Genomic DNA, 16,292 nt, shown 5'->3' on the forward strand with positions numbered 1-16,292 from the left:
ATCAGGGTTGCAGGGCTTGTCGGAGGGCCAGCGCGGCATCGGCATGGGCCTGCAGCGCCTCGGGAATGGCGCGGCCCATCTTGACGAATTCATGGATCACGCCGCGGTAGATTTCAAGGTCGACCGCGACGCCCGCGGCGCGCAGCTTGTCGGCGTAGGCGATGCCCTCGTCGACCACGGGGTCGATCTCCGCGAGGCCGATCCAGGCCGGGGCGACGCCTTCGACGTCGTCCGCGTGCAGGGGTGCGAAGCGCCAGTCGTCGCGCTCGGCGCTCGCGTTCACGTAGAGGCTGAAGAACCAGCTGATCAGCGCCTCGCCGAGCAGCGGGCCCTCGGCATAGCGGCGGTGCGAGGCCGTGTCCTGGTGGGCCGCGGTGCCGGGATAGATCAGCAGCTGCAGCGCGAGCGGCAGCCCGGCGTCGCGCGCCAGGATGGCGCAGACCGCGGCCAGCGTGCCGCCGGCGCTGTCGCCGCCGACCGCGATCCGGCTGCCGTCGAGGCCCCAATGCGCGGCGTTCCGCGCGATCTGGGCGAGCGCATCCCAGGCGTCGTTGGCGGCGGTCGGGAACTTGTGCGCCGGCGCCAGCCGGTAATCGACCGAGACCACGGCGCAGCCGCTGCGCTCGCTCAGCACGCGGCACAGCGTGTCGTGGGTCGCGATGCTGCCGACCGTGAAGCCGCCGCCGTGGAAGAACACCAGCAAGGGCAGCAGGTCGCGCGAAGGCGCATACAGGCGCACCGGCAGCGCATGGCCGTCGCGCGCCGGTACGCTGAGATCCTCGACGCGCGCCAGCTGCGGCTTCGGGACTTCGAGCACGCCGGCCCCCTTTTCGTAGGCGGCCTTGGCCTCGTCCGGCGTCAACGCATGCAGCGCAGGCCGTCGGGCGCGGGCCATGCGATCGATGACGCCGGCCATCTTGGGGGTCAGCGCTGCCATGGCCGGTCTGTACTGCGGGTGACAAGCGCAAGGGTTTCTTTCGTGTCCAAGGGCGTCGGTGCTTGTTAGATTCGAAGGATCGCATCGTACCGTCCGACACACCGGCGTCCCTCCCATGGCCCTCATCCAGTACCTGACCCAGATCCAGTTCGACTTCGGCGCCATCCAGCTGCTGCGCAGCGAGTGCCAGCGCATCGGCATCGCGCGGCCGCTGGTCGTGACCGACGCCGGCGTTCGCGCCGCCGGCATCCTGCAGAAGGCGCTCGACGCGCTCGGCGACCTGCCGGCCGCGGTGTTCGACCAGACCCCCTCGAATCCGACCGAGGCCGCGGTGCGGCTGGCTGCGGCCCAGTACCGCGAGGCACGCTGCGACGGCCTGATCGCGGTCGGCGGCGGCTCCGCCATCGACTGCGCCAAGGGGGTCGCGATCGCCGCCACGCACGAGGGCCCGCTCAMGACYTACGCCACCATCGAGGGCGGCTCGCCGAAGATCACCGAGCGCGTGGCGCCGCTGATCGCGGTGCCGACCACCAGCGGCACCGGCAGCGAGGTGGCGCGCGGCGCCATCGTGATCGTCGACGACCACCGCAAGCTCGGCTTCCACAGCTGGTTCCTGATGCCGAAGGCGGCCATCTGCGACCCCGAGCTGACGCTCGGCCTGCCGCCCCGGCTGACCGCCGCCACCGGCATGGACGCCATCGCGCACTGCATGGAGACCTTCATGTCGGCGGCCTTCAACCCGCCGGCCGACGGCATCGGCCTCGACGGCCTGGAGCGCGCCTGGGCCCACATCGAGCGCGCCACCCGCGACGGCAGCGACCGCGAGGCCCGGCTCAACCTCATGAGCGCCTCGATGCAGGGTGCGATGGCCTTCCAGAAAGGACTGGGCTGCGTGCATTCGCTGAGCCACAGCCTGGGCGGCATCGATCCGCGGCTGCACCACGGCACCCTCAACGCCCTCTTCCTGCCGGCCGTGATCCACTTCAACGCCGGCGCCGAATCAGTGCAGAAGGAGCAGCGCCTGCAGCGCATGGCGCAGGCCATGCACCTCGATTCGGCCGGCGATCTCGGCGACGCGATCCGCGACATGAGCGCGCGCCTGGGCCTGCCCAAGGGCCTGGCCGAGGTCGGGGTCACGCCGGCCGTCTTCGAGGCCGTGATCGACGGCGCGATGGCCGACCACTGCCACAAGACCAACCCGCGGCTCGCGACCCGCGACGACTATCGGCAGATGCTCGAAGCGTCGATGTAGGCCCTCAGCCGGAGGTCGGCGCCACGGCGCCGGCTTCAGCCAGCAGCCAGTTGCGGAACAGCGCCATCGCCGGACTGACCGGCCGCGACCGCAAGCGCGTGAGCCAGTAGCGGCCCGTCATCACCTCGATGGGCAGCGGCCGCACGAGCCGGCCCTCCTGCAGTTCGCGCTCGAACATCGAGGGCGGCGCCAGCGCCACGCCGGCGCCCTGCACCGCCGCCTCGACCATCAGCCGCGAGGAGTCGAACACCGGGCCGCGAATCGCCGGACAGTCGAGCCCCGCGGCCGCGAACCAGCCCGGCCAGTCTTCGGCCCGGTACGAGCGCAGCAGGGTCTCGTGCGCCAGGTCCTGCGGCCGGCGCACGCGGGTTGCGACCGCGGGCGCGCACAGCACGGCGAGCGGCGCGGCCATCAACGCATCGGCCTGCAGCCCCTGCCAGCTGCCGTCGCCGAAGCGGATCGCGAAGTCCAGCCCCTCGGCCGCCAGGTCGACCACGTTGTTGTGCGTCATCAGACGCAGGTCGATAAAGGGGCAGCGCTCGCGGAACAGCCGCAGCCTCGGCATCAGCCAGCCGACCGCGAAGGTGCCGACGACGCCGACGCTCAACACCTCGAAGAAGTGGCCGTTGTCGAACTGCTGGATCACGGACTCGATGCGGCCGAAGGCGTCGACCAGCACCGGCAGCAGCGCCAGGCCTTCGTCGGTCAGCGCCAAGCCGCGCGGCAGGCGGCGGAACAGCGCGACGCCGAGCCGCGCCTCGAGGCCGCGCACCTGCTGGCTGACCGCGGCCTGGGTCACATGCAGTTCGGCCGCCGCCAGCGTGAAGCTCTGGTGGCGTGCCGCGCATTCGAAGGCCCGCAGCGCGTTCAGGGGAAGATGGGGACGAGTCACCGAAGACAGTAGATTTTCTTGTGAGATATGCAAAATACCATCGTTTGTGCCGCCCTCGCGAATCGCCGAAAGTCATCGACTTTTCAGGAGAACGAATGATTCGACGACGACACTTCTCGGCCGGCCTGCTGGCATCCCTGGCCGGCGCCTCCGCCCTTGCCCACGCCGATGGCCAGGCCGCGCTGGCCAGCCGCCTGGCCGAGATCGAGAAAGCCAGCGGCGCCCGCCTCGGCGTCGCGGTGCTCGACACCGGCAGCGGCGCGCGCACCGGCCATCGCGACGCCGAGCGCTTCCCGCTGTGCAGCACCTTCAAGTTCCTGGCCGCGGCGGCGATCCTGGCGCGGGTCGACCGGAAGCAGGAGCGCCTGGAGCGCCGCGTGGTCTTCGGCACCGGTGACCTGGTGGCCTATTCGCCCGTGACCGAGAAGCGCGTCGGCGGCGCCGGCATGACGGTGGCCGAACTGTGCCGGGCGGCCATCACGCGCAGCGACAACACCGCCGGCAACCTGATGCTCGCGAGCCTGGGCGGCCCGGCCAGCCTGACGCGCTACGCCCGCACGCTCGGCGATGCGCAGACGCGGCTGGACCGCATCGAGACCGAACTCAATGAGGCCCGGCCCGGCGACCCGCGCGACACGACCATGCCCGGCGCCATGCTCGACGACATGCACAAGATTCTCTTGGGCAATGCCTTGTCGACCTCGTCGCGCGCGCAGATGGAGCGCTGGCTGGCCGCCAACGAAACCGGCGCCCAGCGACTGCGTGCCGGTGTGCCAGCCGACTGGGCGGTCGGCGACAAGACCGGGTCGGGCGACCAGGGCACGGCCAACGACATCGCGATCCTGCGTCCGCCGGGCCGGGCCCCGATCCTCGTCACCGTTTACCTGACGCAGAGCAGCGCGTCGATGGAGGCGCGCAACGCGACGCTGGCGTCCGTCGGCGCCGCGATCGCGCAGCCGGCTTGACGAGCAGAACGCTCAGTCCGGCTTCACGTTGGCGGTCTTGATGACCTGGGCCCATTTGGCCGTCTCGGCCGCGATGAAGGCATCGAATTCCTCGGGCGTGCTGCCGGCCGGGAAGGTGCCCATGGCCTCGAGCTTGGCCCTGGTCTCGTCGCTCTTGATGATGCGCGCCACCTCCTCCGACATGCGCTTGACGATCTCGCGCGGCGTGCCCGCGGGCGCCAGCATGCCGGCCCAGGTGCTGCCGGTGAAACCGGGGAAGCCCTGCTCGATGAAGGTCGGCACCTCGGGCAGCACCGGCAGCCGCCGCTCGCTGGCGACGCCGATCAGTCGCACCTTGCCCGCCTTCCCCTGGTTGATGAGCCCCGTGGGTGCATCGAAGAAAAGCTGGATCTGCCCGCCCATCAGGTCGGTCAGTGCCGGCACCGCGCCGCGGTACGGGATGTGGATCATGTAGGTCTTGGTGAGCGACTTCCACAATTCGCTCGTGAGGTGCGCCGCCGAGCCGTTGCCCGAGGAGCCGAAGCTCACCTTGCCGGGATTGGCGCGCGCATAGTCGATCAGTTCCTTCGCGGTCTTGAAGGGGGCATCGTTGTTGACCGCGGCGAGCAGCGGCGAGACGCCCATCAGCGAGACGCCGACCAGGTCCTTGCGCGGGTCGTAGGGCAGCTTGGGGTAGAGCGTCGTGTTGGCCGCATAGGCCGCGATCACGACGCCGAAGGTGCTGCCGTCGGGCGCTGCCTTGGCGACCGCGTCGACGCCGATCAGGCTGTTGGCGCCTGGCTTGTTGTCGATGACGATGGTCTGTCCGAGACGGCTCTGCAGGCCGGGCTGGATCAGGCGCGCCATCTGGTCCGTGAAACCGCCTGGTGTGTACGGCACGACGATGCGGATCGGCTTGCTCGGCCAGGCCGGCTGGCCCAGCGACGGCGCCGCGACCGAGACCGCCGCCGCTGCGGCCGAGAGGTTGAAGACGCGACGGGACAGGCGGGCTTGCGGCATGAAGGCTCTCCAGGATGTTCGAACCATTCTCAAAGGCGGCAGGCGGGCCGAGGCTCAGGGTTTGCCCGCCAGCCCGGGGCGCAGCCAGTTCACGCAAGACGCGGCGAAGCGGCCTCCCTATCGTCGCGGCACAAAAGACAGGGAGACAAGCAATGCTTGAACAGGAGTTCGCCTCGCCGAGCGCGCTCGAGCGCAACCTCATCGAACGGGTCTGCGTGGGCGACGTGCTCGCCCGCAGCGCCGACCTCCATCCGGACCAGGTGGCCATCGTCGATGGCCCGCGCCGGCTTCGATACGCAGACTTCGATCGCCAGGTCGACCGACTCGGCCACGCCCTGCTCGGCCTCGGGCTCGCGCACCAGGACGTGGTGGCCGTCATGGCGCGCAATTGCACCGAACTGCTGCTGACCTACTTCGCCTGCGCCCGAGCCGGCCTGGTCTGCGCGCCGGTCAACCTCGGGCTGCGTCCCGCCGAGATCGCCTGGTGCCTGCGCGATGCCGAGGCGCGTGTGCTGGTCATCGAAGCCGCGCTGCACGACACGGCCCGGACCGTGCTGGCCGAAGAAATTCCCTCGCTCGCGCATTGCTTCCACACCGGCGACGCGTTCGATGCCCTGCTGGCCAGCGGAAGCTGCGAGCCGCTCGAAGTCGAGGTCCGGGACCGCGACGTCGTGCAGTTGCTCTACACCAGCGGCACCACCTCGAAACCGAAGGGCGTGCTGACCAGCCACCTCGCGGTCACGATGGCGGGACTGTCCGGCGCGCTGTCGCTGCACGGCGGGCCGGGCTACACCGCGCTCGTCGCCTTGCCGCTGTTCCATTGCGCGATGCTCAACGGTACGGTGCTGCCGCTGATGATCATCGGCGGGACGCTGGTGCTGACCCAGGGCTTCGAGCCGCGGCAGGCGGCCACGCTGCTCGAGTCCGAAGGCGTCCACCTGATGGTCCTGCTGCCGATGATGTACGGCCTGCTGCTCGGCCACGCCGCGCTGCAGGGGCGGAGTTTTCCGGCGATGCGTCGCGCGATGTACGCGATGGCGCCGATGCCGCAGGAGCGGCTGGCGGCCATCCACGCGATGTTCCCGAATGCCGACGTGGTGCTCGGCTCGGGCCAGACCGAGTTCACGCCAGCGACCTGCATGCAGCGGCCCGAGCACCAGTGGAGCAAGTCGGCCACCTGGGGCACCGCCACCGCGATGACGCGCGTGGCCGTGATGGATGAACAGGGCCGCCTGCTGCCGCGCGGCCGGACCGGCGAGCTGGTCTACCGCGGCCCGCAGGTCATGAACGGCTACCTCCACATGCCCGAGGAGAGCCGCGCCTGCCTGCGCCACGGCTGGTTCCACAGCGGCGACGTGGCGCACATCGACGACGACGGCGCGATCTGGTTCGAGGATCGCTTCAAGGACGTGATCAAGACCGGCGGCGAGAACGTCGCCTCGGTCGAAGTCGAGCGCTGCCTGATGGAACACCCCGAAGTGGCGGAGGCCGCGGCGGTCGGGCTGCCGCATCCGCATTGGGGCGAGGCGATCACCGGCGTCGTCGTTCGCCGGCCCGGATCGACGCTCGACGAGGCGGCACTGATGGCGCACTGCGCCGCCCGCCTGGCCGGCTTCAAGACGCCGAAGGCGATCGTCTTCGTGCCCGAGTTCCCGCGCACCGGCACGGGAAAACTGCAGAAGCACCTGATACGCGGACAGCACAAGGACTGGTACCAGCGCTGAGCCGCGCTAGCATGCGCGCATGGCACACGATCACGACCATTCCGAAGACCACAGCGAACTCGGCGAGATGGACCTGCGGGTCCGCGCCCTCGAGACCGTGCTGACGCAGAAGGGCTACATCGACCCGGCCGCGCTCGACGTCCTGATCGACACCTACCAGACCCGGATCGGTCCGCGCAACGGCGCCCGCGTCGTGGCCCGGGCCTGGGTCGATCCGGCCTTCCGCGACTGGCTGCTGAAGGACGCCACCGCGGCGATCGCCTCGCTCGGCTACAGCGGACGCCAGGGCGAGCACATGGTTGCGGTCGCCAACACCGCCACCCAGCACCACATGGTCGTGTGCACCTTGTGCAGCTGCTATCCCTGGCCGGTGCTGGGCCTGCCGCCGACCTGGTACAAGAGCGCGCCCTACCGCTCGCGGGCCGTGAAGGATCCGCGCGGCGTGCTGGCAGAATTCGACGTGAAGCTGCCCGCATCGACGACGATCCGGGTCTGGGACTCCACCGCCGAGGTGCGCTACCTCGTGATCCCGCAGCGCCCGGCCGGCACCGCAGGGTGGAGCGAGGAAGCCCTGGCCGATCTCGTGACGCGGGATTCGATGATCGGCACCGGGCTGGCCCGCACGCCGGAGGCCGCGCCATGACCTACGTCTCTCATGCCGATCTCGGCGGCCGCGATCTGCCCGGAGCGATCGTTCCCGAGCCCGAGGGCGAACTCTTCCACGCCCGCTGGGAGGCGCGCGTGCTGGCCCTGACCCTGGCAATGGGCGGCACTGGCTCGTGGAACATCGATGCCAGCCGCAGTGCGCGCGAGACCCTGCCCGACTATGCCCAGCTGAGCTACTACCAGATCTGGCTGGCGGCGCTCGAGAAGATGATGGCCGAGCGCCTGCAGTTGCTGCCCGACGAGCTGGCCGCGGGCCGGATGCTGCATCCACCGCAGCCAGTCAAGCGTGTGCTGCATGCAGCCGACGTGCCGGCCGCGCTGGCCCGGGGCACCGCCACCGAGCGCCCCGCGACCGCACCGGCGCGCTTCGCGCCCGGCCAGCGCGTGCGCACACGCGCCGGCGTCGTCGATCACCACACGCGCCTGCCGGGCTACGTGCAGGGCAAGGTCGGCACCATTGAGCACCTGCACGGCATGCACGTCTTCGCCGATGCGCATGCGCAGGGGTTCGGCGAGCAGCCGCAATGGCTCTACACGGTGGTCTTCGACGGCAYGGCGTTGTGGGGCGACGCTGCCGAGGCCGGCCTCGGTGTCTCGGTCGACGCCTGGGAAAGCTACCTGGAGCCTGCCGCGTGAACCCGATCCCCCGGCTGCTGCCCGGCATGCCGAGCGACGACGGCGCCGAGCCGGTGTTCCGCGAGCCCTGGGAGGCCCACGCCTTCGCGCTGGCCGTGTCGCTGCACCAGCGCGGCCTGTTCACCTGGCCCGAATGGGCCGATGCGCTGGCCCGGCAGATCGGCGCCGCCCGGGCGGCCGGTGATGCCGACCTCGGCGACACCTACTACCGCCATTGGCTCGCAGCGCTGGAGACCCTGGTGGCCGCAAAGGGTGCGAGTTCGACGGCGGAACTCGAACGCTATCAGCAGGCCTGGAACCGGGCCGCCGACCGCACGCCGCATGGGCGCGCGATCGCGCTGGGGGAGCAGGATTTCGAGTGAGCCCTTGCGGCCTCAGCGCTTGCGCCCGCCCATCACCACCAGCACGCCGCCGACGACGATCGCACCGATGCCGGCCCAGACCGGCAGCTCGAAGTCCTGTTTTTCCTTCACCGCCAGCTCCACCGGTCCGATCTTGATCTGGTGGGTCGACTTGGTGAAGCTGACATGGCCGAGGGCGAGCGACAGGATGCCCGCGAAGATCAGGATCAGGCCGAGGATTCGGAATGGGGTCATGGTTGTCCAGTGCGACGGTGCAAGATTCGACTGTAGCGCCGAACCCGGCCGTGCATCACTGCTCATCGGCCAACGCCAGCAGCACGTCCAGCAGCACTGTCGCACCGCGTGCGAGATCCGAGGGCTCGGTGTGCTCGCGCGGGTTGTGGCTGATTCCGCCCACGCTGGGCACGAAGATCATCGCCGACGGGCAGATGCGGGCCATCATCTGGGCGTCGTGGCCGGCGCCGGAGCTCATGCGCCGCGTGGCATGGCCGCGCGCCGTGGCGGCTGCCTCGATGAGCCGTACCAGCCGCCGGTCGAAGACCACGGGCTCGAAGCGGACCAGCCGGCGGGTCTCGACGCTCACCGACTGCTCGGCGGCGAGCCGCTGCACGAACTCGGCCAGTTCCTGCTCGGCGCGTTGCAGGGTCCCTTCGTCGGTGTTGCGCAGATCGACCGTGACGGTCGCCCGGCCGGGAATGACGTTGATGAGCTTCGGGTGCAGGTCGATGGCGCCCACCGTGGCGACCTGGCTGCCGCCAAGGCGCTGCGCCAGTTCGCGCACGAACACGGCGATGGCTGCGGCGCAATAGCCCGCGTCGCGCCGCAGGCGCATCGGCGTCGTGCCGGCGTGGTTGGACTGGCCCACGATGGTGAACGCCTGCCACGAGATGCCCTGCAGGTCTTCGACCGCAGCCACGCTGACGCCCTCGGCTTCCATCACCGGACCCTGCTCGATGTGGAGTTCGACGAAGGCATGGGGCACGATGGCGCCGCAGGCCAGGTCGCCCGCGTAGCCGATCCGCTGCAGTTCGTCGCCGAGGCGCTTGCCGTCGATGCCGACCGTGTCCAGCGCGGTCGCCAGCGGGTAGCCGCCGGCATGGACCAGCGAGCCCATCATGTCGGGCTGGAAGCGCACGCCTTCCTCGTTGGTGAAAGCGGCCACTGCCAGCGGGCGCCGGGTGACGATGTTCCGGTCGTTGAGCCAGCGGACCAGCTCCAGGCCGGCCATCACGCCGTAGTTGCCGTCGTAGCGGCCACCGGTGGCCACGGTGTCGATGTGCGATCCCGTCATCACCGGTGCGGCGTTCGTCCTGCCTGGCCGGACGCCGAAGATGTTGCCGATCTGGTCGACCCGCACGGCCAGGCCCAGCGCGTTCATCCAGCTCACCAGCTGGTCCCGGCCTCGCTGGTCGGCGTCGGTCAGCGCCAGGCGGCAGACGCCGCCGCCTTCGATCGCGCCGATGGCGGCATGCGCCTCGATCCGGCGCATCAGCCCGTCCTGCGCAATGACATGATTCTCCTGCCAGGCCCGCTGGGCTTCCAGCACGGCCTCGTGGCCGCGGCCCACCAGCTGGGCGTAGACCGCCGGCGCCGTGGCCCCTTCGGTGTTGATCAGCAGCACGCGCGAACGGGCGTCAAGGGCCGCGGCCCGCCGCCCTTCGGCGCTGCCCGCCAGGACCTGCAGCGCCGCCAGGCCGGCCGCACCGGACTCGCCGGCCACGACCGGAATGTCGCCGAAGCGGCCCTCGGCCAGCACGCGCATCGCCTCGCCGGCCTGCGCATCGGAGACGGTCATGAACAGGTCCACCGCCGGCTGCAGGAAACGCCAGGCCAGGGGCGAAGTCTCGCCGCAGGCCAGCCCCGCCATCAACGAGTCGACGCTGCCGGTGGCCTGCGCCGGCCGACCCTGGACCGCGCTCTGCAGGAGGCAGTCGGCCTGCTCGGGCTCGACCACGATGACTTGCGGGCGCTGCTCGCCGTAGCGTTCCCAGAAGTGGCTCACGATGCCCGCGGCCAGGCCACCCACCCCGCCCTGCAGAATGACGTGGGTGTAGGGGCAGTCCGCGCCATCGGCCACTGTGTCCAGCAGTTCCTCGGCCACGACGCCATAGCCCTGCATGACGTCGCGCGGCACTTCCTCGTAGCCCTCGTAAGAGGTGTCGGACACCACCTCCCAGCCGTTGGCCCGGGCCAGCCGCGCGGCCTCGTCGACAGACGCGTCGTAGTTGCCGGAGATGCGCCTGATCTCGGCGCCGAACGCGGCAATCGCGTCCTCGCGCTCCACGCTGACCTTGGCGTGCAGGACGATCACGCAGCGGCAGCCGATGCTCTGTGCCGCGGCCGCCAGGGCACGGCCGTGGTTGCCGTCGGTGGCGCTGACGACGACGAAGTCGCGCAACGCCGCCGCGTGCCGGCCGGCGAACAGCGCCTCGGCAGTCCAACTGCGCTCGGGCCAGCGGCGCATCACCAACCGGATGAGCGCGTTGGGTGCGCCCAGCGCCTTGAAGCTGCCGAGGCTGGAGCGCCTGGACTCGTCCTTGACCGTGACCGATGCGAGCTTGAGCGCTGCGGCCAGTCCCGGCAGCGACCAGGCCGGCGTGGGGTGGGCGGCCAGCCGGCTCCAGGTCGACAGCCGAGCGCGGCTCTCGCGGCCGGCGGCCAGGCTCAGGATTTGCAGGAGCTCGGCGCCATAGCGGCGGCGGCTGGCGTGGTGGTTGGCAAGGAGCATGTCAGCAGGTAGAAACGGGACGTTGGGGAAGGCGAACGCGGGCCAGTTCGGCGAAGTAGCGGGCGCCGACCGGGACGATGCGGTCGTTGAAGTCGTACCTGGCGTTGTGCAGCGGGGTGGCGCCGGGGCCGTCGCCATCGCCGTTGCCGATGAAGACGAAGGCGCCCGGAATGGCTTTGAGGAAGCCGCCGAAATCTTCCGAGATCATCATCGGCGGCACGTCCGGCTCCACGTTGGCGTCGCCCACGACGCGCCTGGCAGCCTGGACGGCGAACGGCACGCACTGGGGCCAGTTCACGGTCGGCTCGAACGCGTGCGTGTAGTCGACGACGCAGCGGGCGCCGTGTGCGCGGCAGATGCCCTCGCAGACTTCTCGCAGCCGCTGCTCCAGCAGTGCCTGCACCTGCGGGACGTCGCTGCGGGTGTCACCCTTGATGACCACCTCGGTCGGAATCGCGTTGCGGATGCCGTCGGTCAGGAACTCGGTGCAGGACAGCACGGCGGAATGCCGTGGGTTCACCGAGCGTGCCACGATGGTCTGCAGCGCCAGCACGATCTCGGCGCCGATGACCAGCGGGTCGATGGCCATGTGCGGCCGCGCCGCGTGTCCGCCACGGCCGGTGATCCGGATGACGAAGTTGTCCTCGCTGGCCATGATCCCGCCCACGCGGGTCGCGATGTGTCCTGCCGGCATGCCGGGGATGTTGTGGGCGCCGTAGATCTCGTCCATGGGAAAACGCTCAAGGAGGCCGTCGGCCAGCATCGCGGCGGCGCCGCGTCCGTGCTCCTCCGCGGGCTGGAAGACGAAGCGGACCGTGCCGTCGAAGTCCCGGCGGCTGGCCAGCAGCTGCGCGGCGCCCAGCAGCATCGCCATGTGACCGTCGTGCCCACAGGCGTGCATGCAGTCCGGGTTGGCCGACGCGTACGGCCGGTCTTCGGCGGCTTCCGCCATCGCCAGGGCGTCCATGTCCGCACGCAGGCCGATCACGCCCGCGCCGGAGCCGACGCTGAGATTGGCGACCACCCCCGTGCCGCCGATGCCCCGGTGGACCTCGAGGCCCAGCATGGCCAGGATCTGCGCCACGCGGTCCGAGGTGCGCTGCTCCTTGAACCCGGTCTCGGGAAAACGGTGGAAGTCATGGCGCCAACGCACCCAGCCTGCTTCCAGGCCTGCCTCGGTCAGTGATTCAGTTGCGCCGCCCATCCCGTCTATCTCCTTGCCAGTGATGGATGGAATTCTTGGTGCAATATGGCGGGTCGTTTCACCACCGATTCGGCAGATGGTGACGTATTTGTCTCATCAAGATCAAGAAGCCTGATCGAATGTCTCGAACACCTGCCCAGAACAGTCTCCCGGTCGTCCTGGATGGCCTCGACACGCTGTTGCTGGACCTCCTCCAGCGCGACGCGTCGCTGCCCCTTCGCGCCTTGGCGGACAAGGCGGGCACATCGCCGGCCACGTGCCAGCGGCGGATCGCGCAGATGCGCGAGTCGGGCGTGCTGGTCAAGCAGGTCGCCATCGTCGACCGCCAACGGGTCGGCCGGCCGCTCACGGTGTTCGTCTCGGTCGAGCTGGACAAGCAGAATGCCGCGCTCCTGAAGCAGTTCGAGCAGCGGATGGCCGCCGAAGAGGACGTGATGGCCTGCTACGAGGTTTCCGGCGAGTTCGACTTCCTCATCATCGTCAACGCCGAGTCGATGGCGCAGTACCACGCCTTTACGCGCGAGGTCTTCTCTTCCAACCACAACGTGCGCAACTTCAAGAGCATGTTCGCGATGAACTGCTCGAAGTTCGAGACGCGCGTGCCGCTGCCGCCCGTGTCGCTGCCGATACCGGCCCGACAGTGAGGTGCTTCGAAGATGTCCTAGAGTGCCAACACGTCGCGCATGCTGCACCCGTCGTCCAGCCATTGCGCGAATTCATCCGCCAGCCGCCGTGACGCCTCGGCTGCGGTGCGCCAGGCCCTGATGCGCCCTTGCAGGTCGTTGCCATAGCGCAGGAAGTCGTTGCGATCCGGCAGTTTGCCGTCGGGCAGGCTCCGCACCCAGTCCGGGGCCGGCGCCAGCACCACCAGCACCCCACCCACGACGATCGCGCCGACACCGGCCCAGACAGGGAATGCGCCCACGCCCAACTAAGGCGTCGTCGGCACCGCGCCGAGGGGCGGCGTGCCCGTGCCCTCATGCATACGCAAGGAGCGGCCGAAAATCGCGCCTTGGCTCGTCACTCGCTGCCGCCTTCCATGCCGTCGTAGATGATTTCCTCGAAGGTGCTGTTGCGAATGTCGCTGTCCTGCATGCGGCCATCGGCCATGCGCCAGACGCCCGTTCCCTGGCAGCCGTCGAACAGCACGGTGGCCGACAGCGGAGCGCCACGCTTGCGCGGCCGTCCGACGACGAAGGTCATGCTGCCGAACTGGCAGTTCTCCACGGTCAGCCGCGTGCCCGAGACGAGGACTTCGCCCTGACCGGTGCAGCCCCGGAACGTGATCTAGCCCGTGCAGCCGATGCCCTCGAAGGATTGAGGCGCGGCAGCGCCGCCTGAGAACGTGCACTGTTCGAACACCACGCCCGTGCTGCCATCGCCTCCGCCGAAGATCGAGCGGCCCGCCGACTTGCACTGCGTGAAGCTGACGTTCGTCATCTTGCCGAAGTCGTGCACAGGCGCCAGGAAGCTGCAATTGACGAAGCTGCAATTGCTCATCGCGCTGAGCTGGATGTTCCTGGAGCCGGCGAAGTCGCAGCCGGTGAAGGTGAGGTTTTCCCAAACGCCCGCGAAGCTGCTGCCGGCCATGTCGGCGTCGGCAATGGTCATGGCCGAGGTGCCGCCTTCGAGCAGGCGCTTGTATTCGGGTTTGAGTTGGATGATGGGGGTGGTCATGGAAGCGTTCTTTCGAAGACTGCGGCTGTCTTTCCCGAGCGGCATCGGGACCGCTGGGGGCGCTCGGCGTCAGTCGCGGTCGGGGCCGGTGTCGTCTGCGCCAGTCGCGGTCCCGAGAAGTCGGATCACGCCTTCACCGTCGCTGCGAATGTGGATGTCCCGATTGACGGTTTCGAGGACCTTTCCGTTGCCGTCCATCATGAAGGAGAAGCTGCCGCCGCCCACAAACTGAATGTGGTGGGAAACGGTCTCATGGACGGTCGTGATTGCATGGCCCGTCACCAGTCGGAGATCGTGCAGTTCGATGCGGCTGATGGCGGGCTTGGTCGTTTCGATATTGCCGCCACTGGCAGTCGTGATGCTGCCGTCGAGGCGGTGGATGGCCACGCCCTGCTGGTCGGCCACGACGATGCCAATGCTCGTCACCGTGATTTGGGGCGGATCGCCGGGCTTTATATCGCTCGTATTGATAATTAATTCTTTGCCTTCTTCAATCGAGGCATGGCGAATGGTGGGCTCGAGAGTTTGTCCGTCTCTTTTCAATCTTTCCAACACCTTGAGCAACAGAATTCTCCACTCATTGGGTTGGTCAATCGGTTTTGTCATGCTTGTTGTCCGCTGATTGCGCTCATTTTCTAATTTTCAAGCAATGCCCCGTTTGCGTGCATACAGAGCAGGGCGAAGTCGAAGGAGGCGGCCTTCTAAGTTGATGCCAGTTACGGGGCAAACTTCCCGAAATGGCTTGCGAATGACATGTAGGCCAGCAGCAAGGCAAATTCAAGGGCTCGCGCTTGGCCAATAAAAAAAATTAAAAGTACTGACGCCTTGAAGAGCAAATTATTTGGAGCGGCAATCATGAGCGCCATTCCAGAAAATAAGGCGACCGTCGCGATTAGAAAAAGGATTGGGAAAAAATAGACATCTTCAAGACMGAGCAAATGGTTGCCAATGAAAATGGTGGCCGCAGCAGCCACCGCATAAAGTGCCAAGAAAAAGTATTTATTTATTGCCATTTTATTTATCGAAAATCGCAATTGCAGCCCTTCGATAGCCTTTTGAGCTAAATTCAGTTCCAGCTCGCGGTGGCGCAGACCATTTTTTGGGGTCATCATCCAGTGCCCGCAACTCTTGGACCAATGTGGAGTCGCAGACGGTTTTTGACGTTCCTTGGTCATAACAGAGATCATGCTCTTTGCAAATCGCATCGAGGCTGTCCACTGGCGGGGCAGTTCCAATGCCGCCTCCGGCCCTGCCTCCACTCCATTTTCCACCGCACCAGTTTCCATTCCTTGGGCCATCGGAGAAGGACCTCCCTTCTCCCGGTGAATAGATTGTTTCGTCCAGGCCCAGTGGGTCAATCTTTTTCGTTGGATTTGCTGGATACTCGAATTGATTGGCCCCGCCTTCCAATCCGATCGGATCTTTGGAGATGTACCTCCCCGCCTGCGGGTCGTAATACCGATACCGGTTGTAATGCAGCCCTGACTCCTCATCCCAGTACTGCCCCTGGAACCGGATGTTGTTCATGAACCCATCGAAGCTCGTCGCTTTCGCATGGCCGAAGGCCTTGTAGTCCCCTTCCCAGACGATCTTTCCCTTCTCGTCGGTCAGTTCCATCGGTGTTCCGAGGTGATCGCACTGGTACCAGGCCTTGCGCAGCGGCCCCCATTGATCCCCTTGCGCCTCGCGGCGCAACTGCACCATCGGCACGAAGCTCGCTCCCGGTTCATACAGGTAGTGAAACAACGTGCGTGCGCTGCGCTCCCAGGCCAGGGCATCGCCATCCCAGCCGAAGGTGGTCATGCCGTAGCCACGCTCGGTGTTGATGCGATGGAGTTCCGCAGCGCGCCAGCCCGAGCCGTGGCTGGAGTTCGGGTAGACGATCGCTTGGCTGTACTTGCCCAGGCGACGACCCAGCGGGTCGTAGAAGTAGCGCATCTCGGAGTCGTGCAGGTTCTCGAAGCGCCGCAGCCGTCCGAAGCCATCCCACTCGAAGAGCCGGCTGGGTTCGCTCGGGTGGTCAACTCGGACCCACTGGCCGCGCTCGTCATGCGTGACGCTCGCTTCGCCAACTTTGCGCAGCAGGTTGTCCAGCAGCGAGGAGGTCGGCGTGGGCACGGTGCGCAGCAACCCCCACTCCTGTGCCTTGGCCTGCGCCTTCGCCAAGTCCTCGGCCACGCGCTGCGGCTCGCCCAGCAGGTTGCCCGCAGGGTCGAACTCGAAGCTCTCCAGGCCCAGGCCGTTGCGCGC

18 protein-coding genes and 1 pseudogene are annotated in these 16,292 nt (G+C 68.0%); 7 read left to right on the top strand and 12 right to left on the bottom strand.

The window, feature by feature from the left end; translation table 11 throughout:
- Position 1: 1 nt before the first annotated feature.
- On the bottom strand, positions 2-937 hold the full coding sequence (locus AC1D2E_RS11005; RefSeq protein ID WP_478197438.1) for an alpha/beta hydrolase: 936 nt from the start codon (positions 935-937) through the stop codon (positions 2-4).
- A 115-nt stretch (positions 938-1,052) separates the two neighbouring features.
- Between AC1D2E_RS11005 and AC1D2E_RS11010 the strand changes: the two genes are divergently transcribed.
- Positions 1,053-2,189: an iron-containing alcohol dehydrogenase gene (locus tag AC1D2E_RS11010; RefSeq protein ID WP_478197439.1), complete on the top strand. Its 1,137-nt coding sequence runs from the start codon at positions 1,053-1,055 to the stop codon at positions 2,187-2,189.
- 4 nt (positions 2,190-2,193) lie between these two features.
- Here AC1D2E_RS11010 and AC1D2E_RS11015 read toward each other — a convergent pair whose 3' ends face one another.
- The gene (locus AC1D2E_RS11015) at positions 2,194-3,081 is read right to left on the bottom strand and encodes a LysR family transcriptional regulator (RefSeq protein WP_478197440.1); all 888 of its coding nucleotides are present in this window, start codon (positions 3,079-3,081) and stop codon (positions 2,194-2,196) included.
- Positions 3,082-3,176: 95 nt separating this feature from the next.
- Between AC1D2E_RS11015 and bla the strand changes: the two genes are divergently transcribed.
- On the top strand, positions 3,177-4,046 hold the full coding sequence (gene bla, locus AC1D2E_RS11020) for a class A beta-lactamase (protein WP_478197441.1): 870 nt from the start codon (positions 3,177-3,179) through the stop codon (positions 4,044-4,046).
- A 12-nt stretch (positions 4,047-4,058) separates the two neighbouring features.
- On the opposite strand, the gene AC1D2E_RS11025 is transcribed toward bla, so the two are convergent.
- The gene (locus AC1D2E_RS11025; protein ID WP_478197442.1) at positions 4,059-5,045 is read right to left on the bottom strand and encodes a tripartite tricarboxylate transporter substrate binding protein; all 987 of its coding nucleotides are present in this window, start codon (positions 5,043-5,045) and stop codon (positions 4,059-4,061) included.
- A gap of 152 nt (positions 5,046-5,197) precedes the next feature.
- Between AC1D2E_RS11025 and AC1D2E_RS11030 the strand changes: the two genes are divergently transcribed.
- The 4 genes from AC1D2E_RS11030 to AC1D2E_RS11045 are packed head-to-tail and all read left to right on the top strand — an operon-like array spanning position 5,198 to position 8,433.
- Positions 5,198-6,769, top strand: coding sequence for a class I adenylate-forming enzyme family protein (locus AC1D2E_RS11030; protein WP_478197443.1), 1,572 nt, complete (start codon positions 5,198-5,200; stop codon positions 6,767-6,769).
- Between the two features lie 19 nt (positions 6,770-6,788).
- A complete protein-coding gene (gene nthA / locus AC1D2E_RS11035) occupies positions 6,789-7,412 on the top strand; it encodes a nitrile hydratase subunit alpha (protein WP_478197444.1) in 624 nt (207 codons plus the stop codon).
- Positions 7,409-8,071: a nitrile hydratase subunit beta gene (gene nthB / locus AC1D2E_RS11040; RefSeq protein WP_478197445.1), complete on the top strand. Its 663-nt coding sequence runs from the start codon at positions 7,409-7,411 to the stop codon at positions 8,069-8,071. Before nthA ends, nthB begins: the two co-directional genes overlap by 4 nt.
- A gap of 26 nt (positions 8,072-8,097) precedes the next feature.
- Complete coding sequence (locus tag AC1D2E_RS11045; protein WP_478197457.1) at positions 8,098-8,433, top strand: nitrile hydratase accessory protein; 336 nt, start codon at positions 8,098-8,100, stop codon at positions 8,431-8,433.
- A 12-nt stretch (positions 8,434-8,445) separates the two neighbouring features.
- On the opposite strand, the gene AC1D2E_RS11050 is transcribed toward AC1D2E_RS11045, so the two are convergent.
- Genes AC1D2E_RS11050 through AC1D2E_RS11060 form a run of 3 tightly spaced genes read right to left on the bottom strand, consistent with a single transcriptional unit; the run spans position 8,446 to position 12,365 of the window.
- Positions 8,446-8,667, bottom strand: coding sequence for a hypothetical protein (locus AC1D2E_RS11050; RefSeq protein ID WP_478197446.1), 222 nt, complete (start codon positions 8,665-8,667; stop codon positions 8,446-8,448).
- 55 nt (positions 8,668-8,722) lie between these two features.
- Positions 8,723-11,161, bottom strand: coding sequence for a diaminopropionate ammonia-lyase (locus tag AC1D2E_RS11055; protein ID WP_478197447.1), 2,439 nt, complete (start codon positions 11,159-11,161; stop codon positions 8,723-8,725).
- Between the two features lies 1 nt (position 11,162).
- Entirely contained in the window at positions 11,163-12,365 is a 1,203-nt protein-coding gene (locus tag AC1D2E_RS11060; protein WP_478197448.1) for a M20 aminoacylase family protein, read from the bottom strand.
- 119 nt (positions 12,366-12,484) lie between these two features.
- Between AC1D2E_RS11060 and AC1D2E_RS11065 the strand changes: the two genes are divergently transcribed.
- Complete coding sequence (locus tag AC1D2E_RS11065) at positions 12,485-13,009, top strand: Lrp/AsnC family transcriptional regulator (RefSeq protein ID WP_478197449.1); 525 nt, start codon at positions 12,485-12,487, stop codon at positions 13,007-13,009.
- A 17-nt stretch (positions 13,010-13,026) separates the two neighbouring features.
- On the opposite strand, the pseudogene AC1D2E_RS11070 reads toward AC1D2E_RS11065, so the two are convergent.
- The 6 genes and pseudogenes from AC1D2E_RS11070 to AC1D2E_RS11095 form a co-directional block, all read right to left on the bottom strand.
- Positions 13,027-13,236, bottom strand: a pseudogene (locus tag AC1D2E_RS11070) (phospholipase); the annotation flags it as partial.
- A 149-nt stretch (positions 13,237-13,385) separates the two neighbouring features.
- Complete coding sequence (locus tag AC1D2E_RS11075; protein ID WP_478197450.1) at positions 13,386-13,568, bottom strand: hypothetical protein; 183 nt, start codon at positions 13,566-13,568, stop codon at positions 13,386-13,388.
- Positions 13,569-13,652: 84 nt separating this feature from the next.
- On the bottom strand, positions 13,653-14,042 hold the full coding sequence (locus AC1D2E_RS11080; protein ID WP_478197451.1) for a hypothetical protein: 390 nt from the start codon (positions 14,040-14,042) through the stop codon (positions 13,653-13,655).
- A gap of 69 nt (positions 14,043-14,111) precedes the next feature.
- Positions 14,112-14,648 (bottom strand): hypothetical protein, encoded by a 537-nt coding sequence (locus tag AC1D2E_RS11085; RefSeq protein ID WP_478197452.1) that lies wholly within the window; start codon positions 14,646-14,648, stop codon positions 14,112-14,114.
- A 110-nt stretch (positions 14,649-14,758) separates the two neighbouring features.
- The gene (locus AC1D2E_RS11090) at positions 14,759-15,055 is read right to left on the bottom strand and encodes a hypothetical protein (protein WP_478197453.1); all 297 of its coding nucleotides are present in this window, start codon (positions 15,053-15,055) and stop codon (positions 14,759-14,761) included.
- Between the two features lies 1 nt (position 15,056).
- The coding region (locus tag AC1D2E_RS11095; RefSeq protein ID WP_478197454.1) for an RHS repeat-associated core domain-containing protein at positions 15,057-16,292 on the bottom strand (1,236 nt) is incomplete at its 5' end.

The sequence above is a fragment of the Variovorax sp. P1_H2 genome (genome assembly GCF_056405295.1).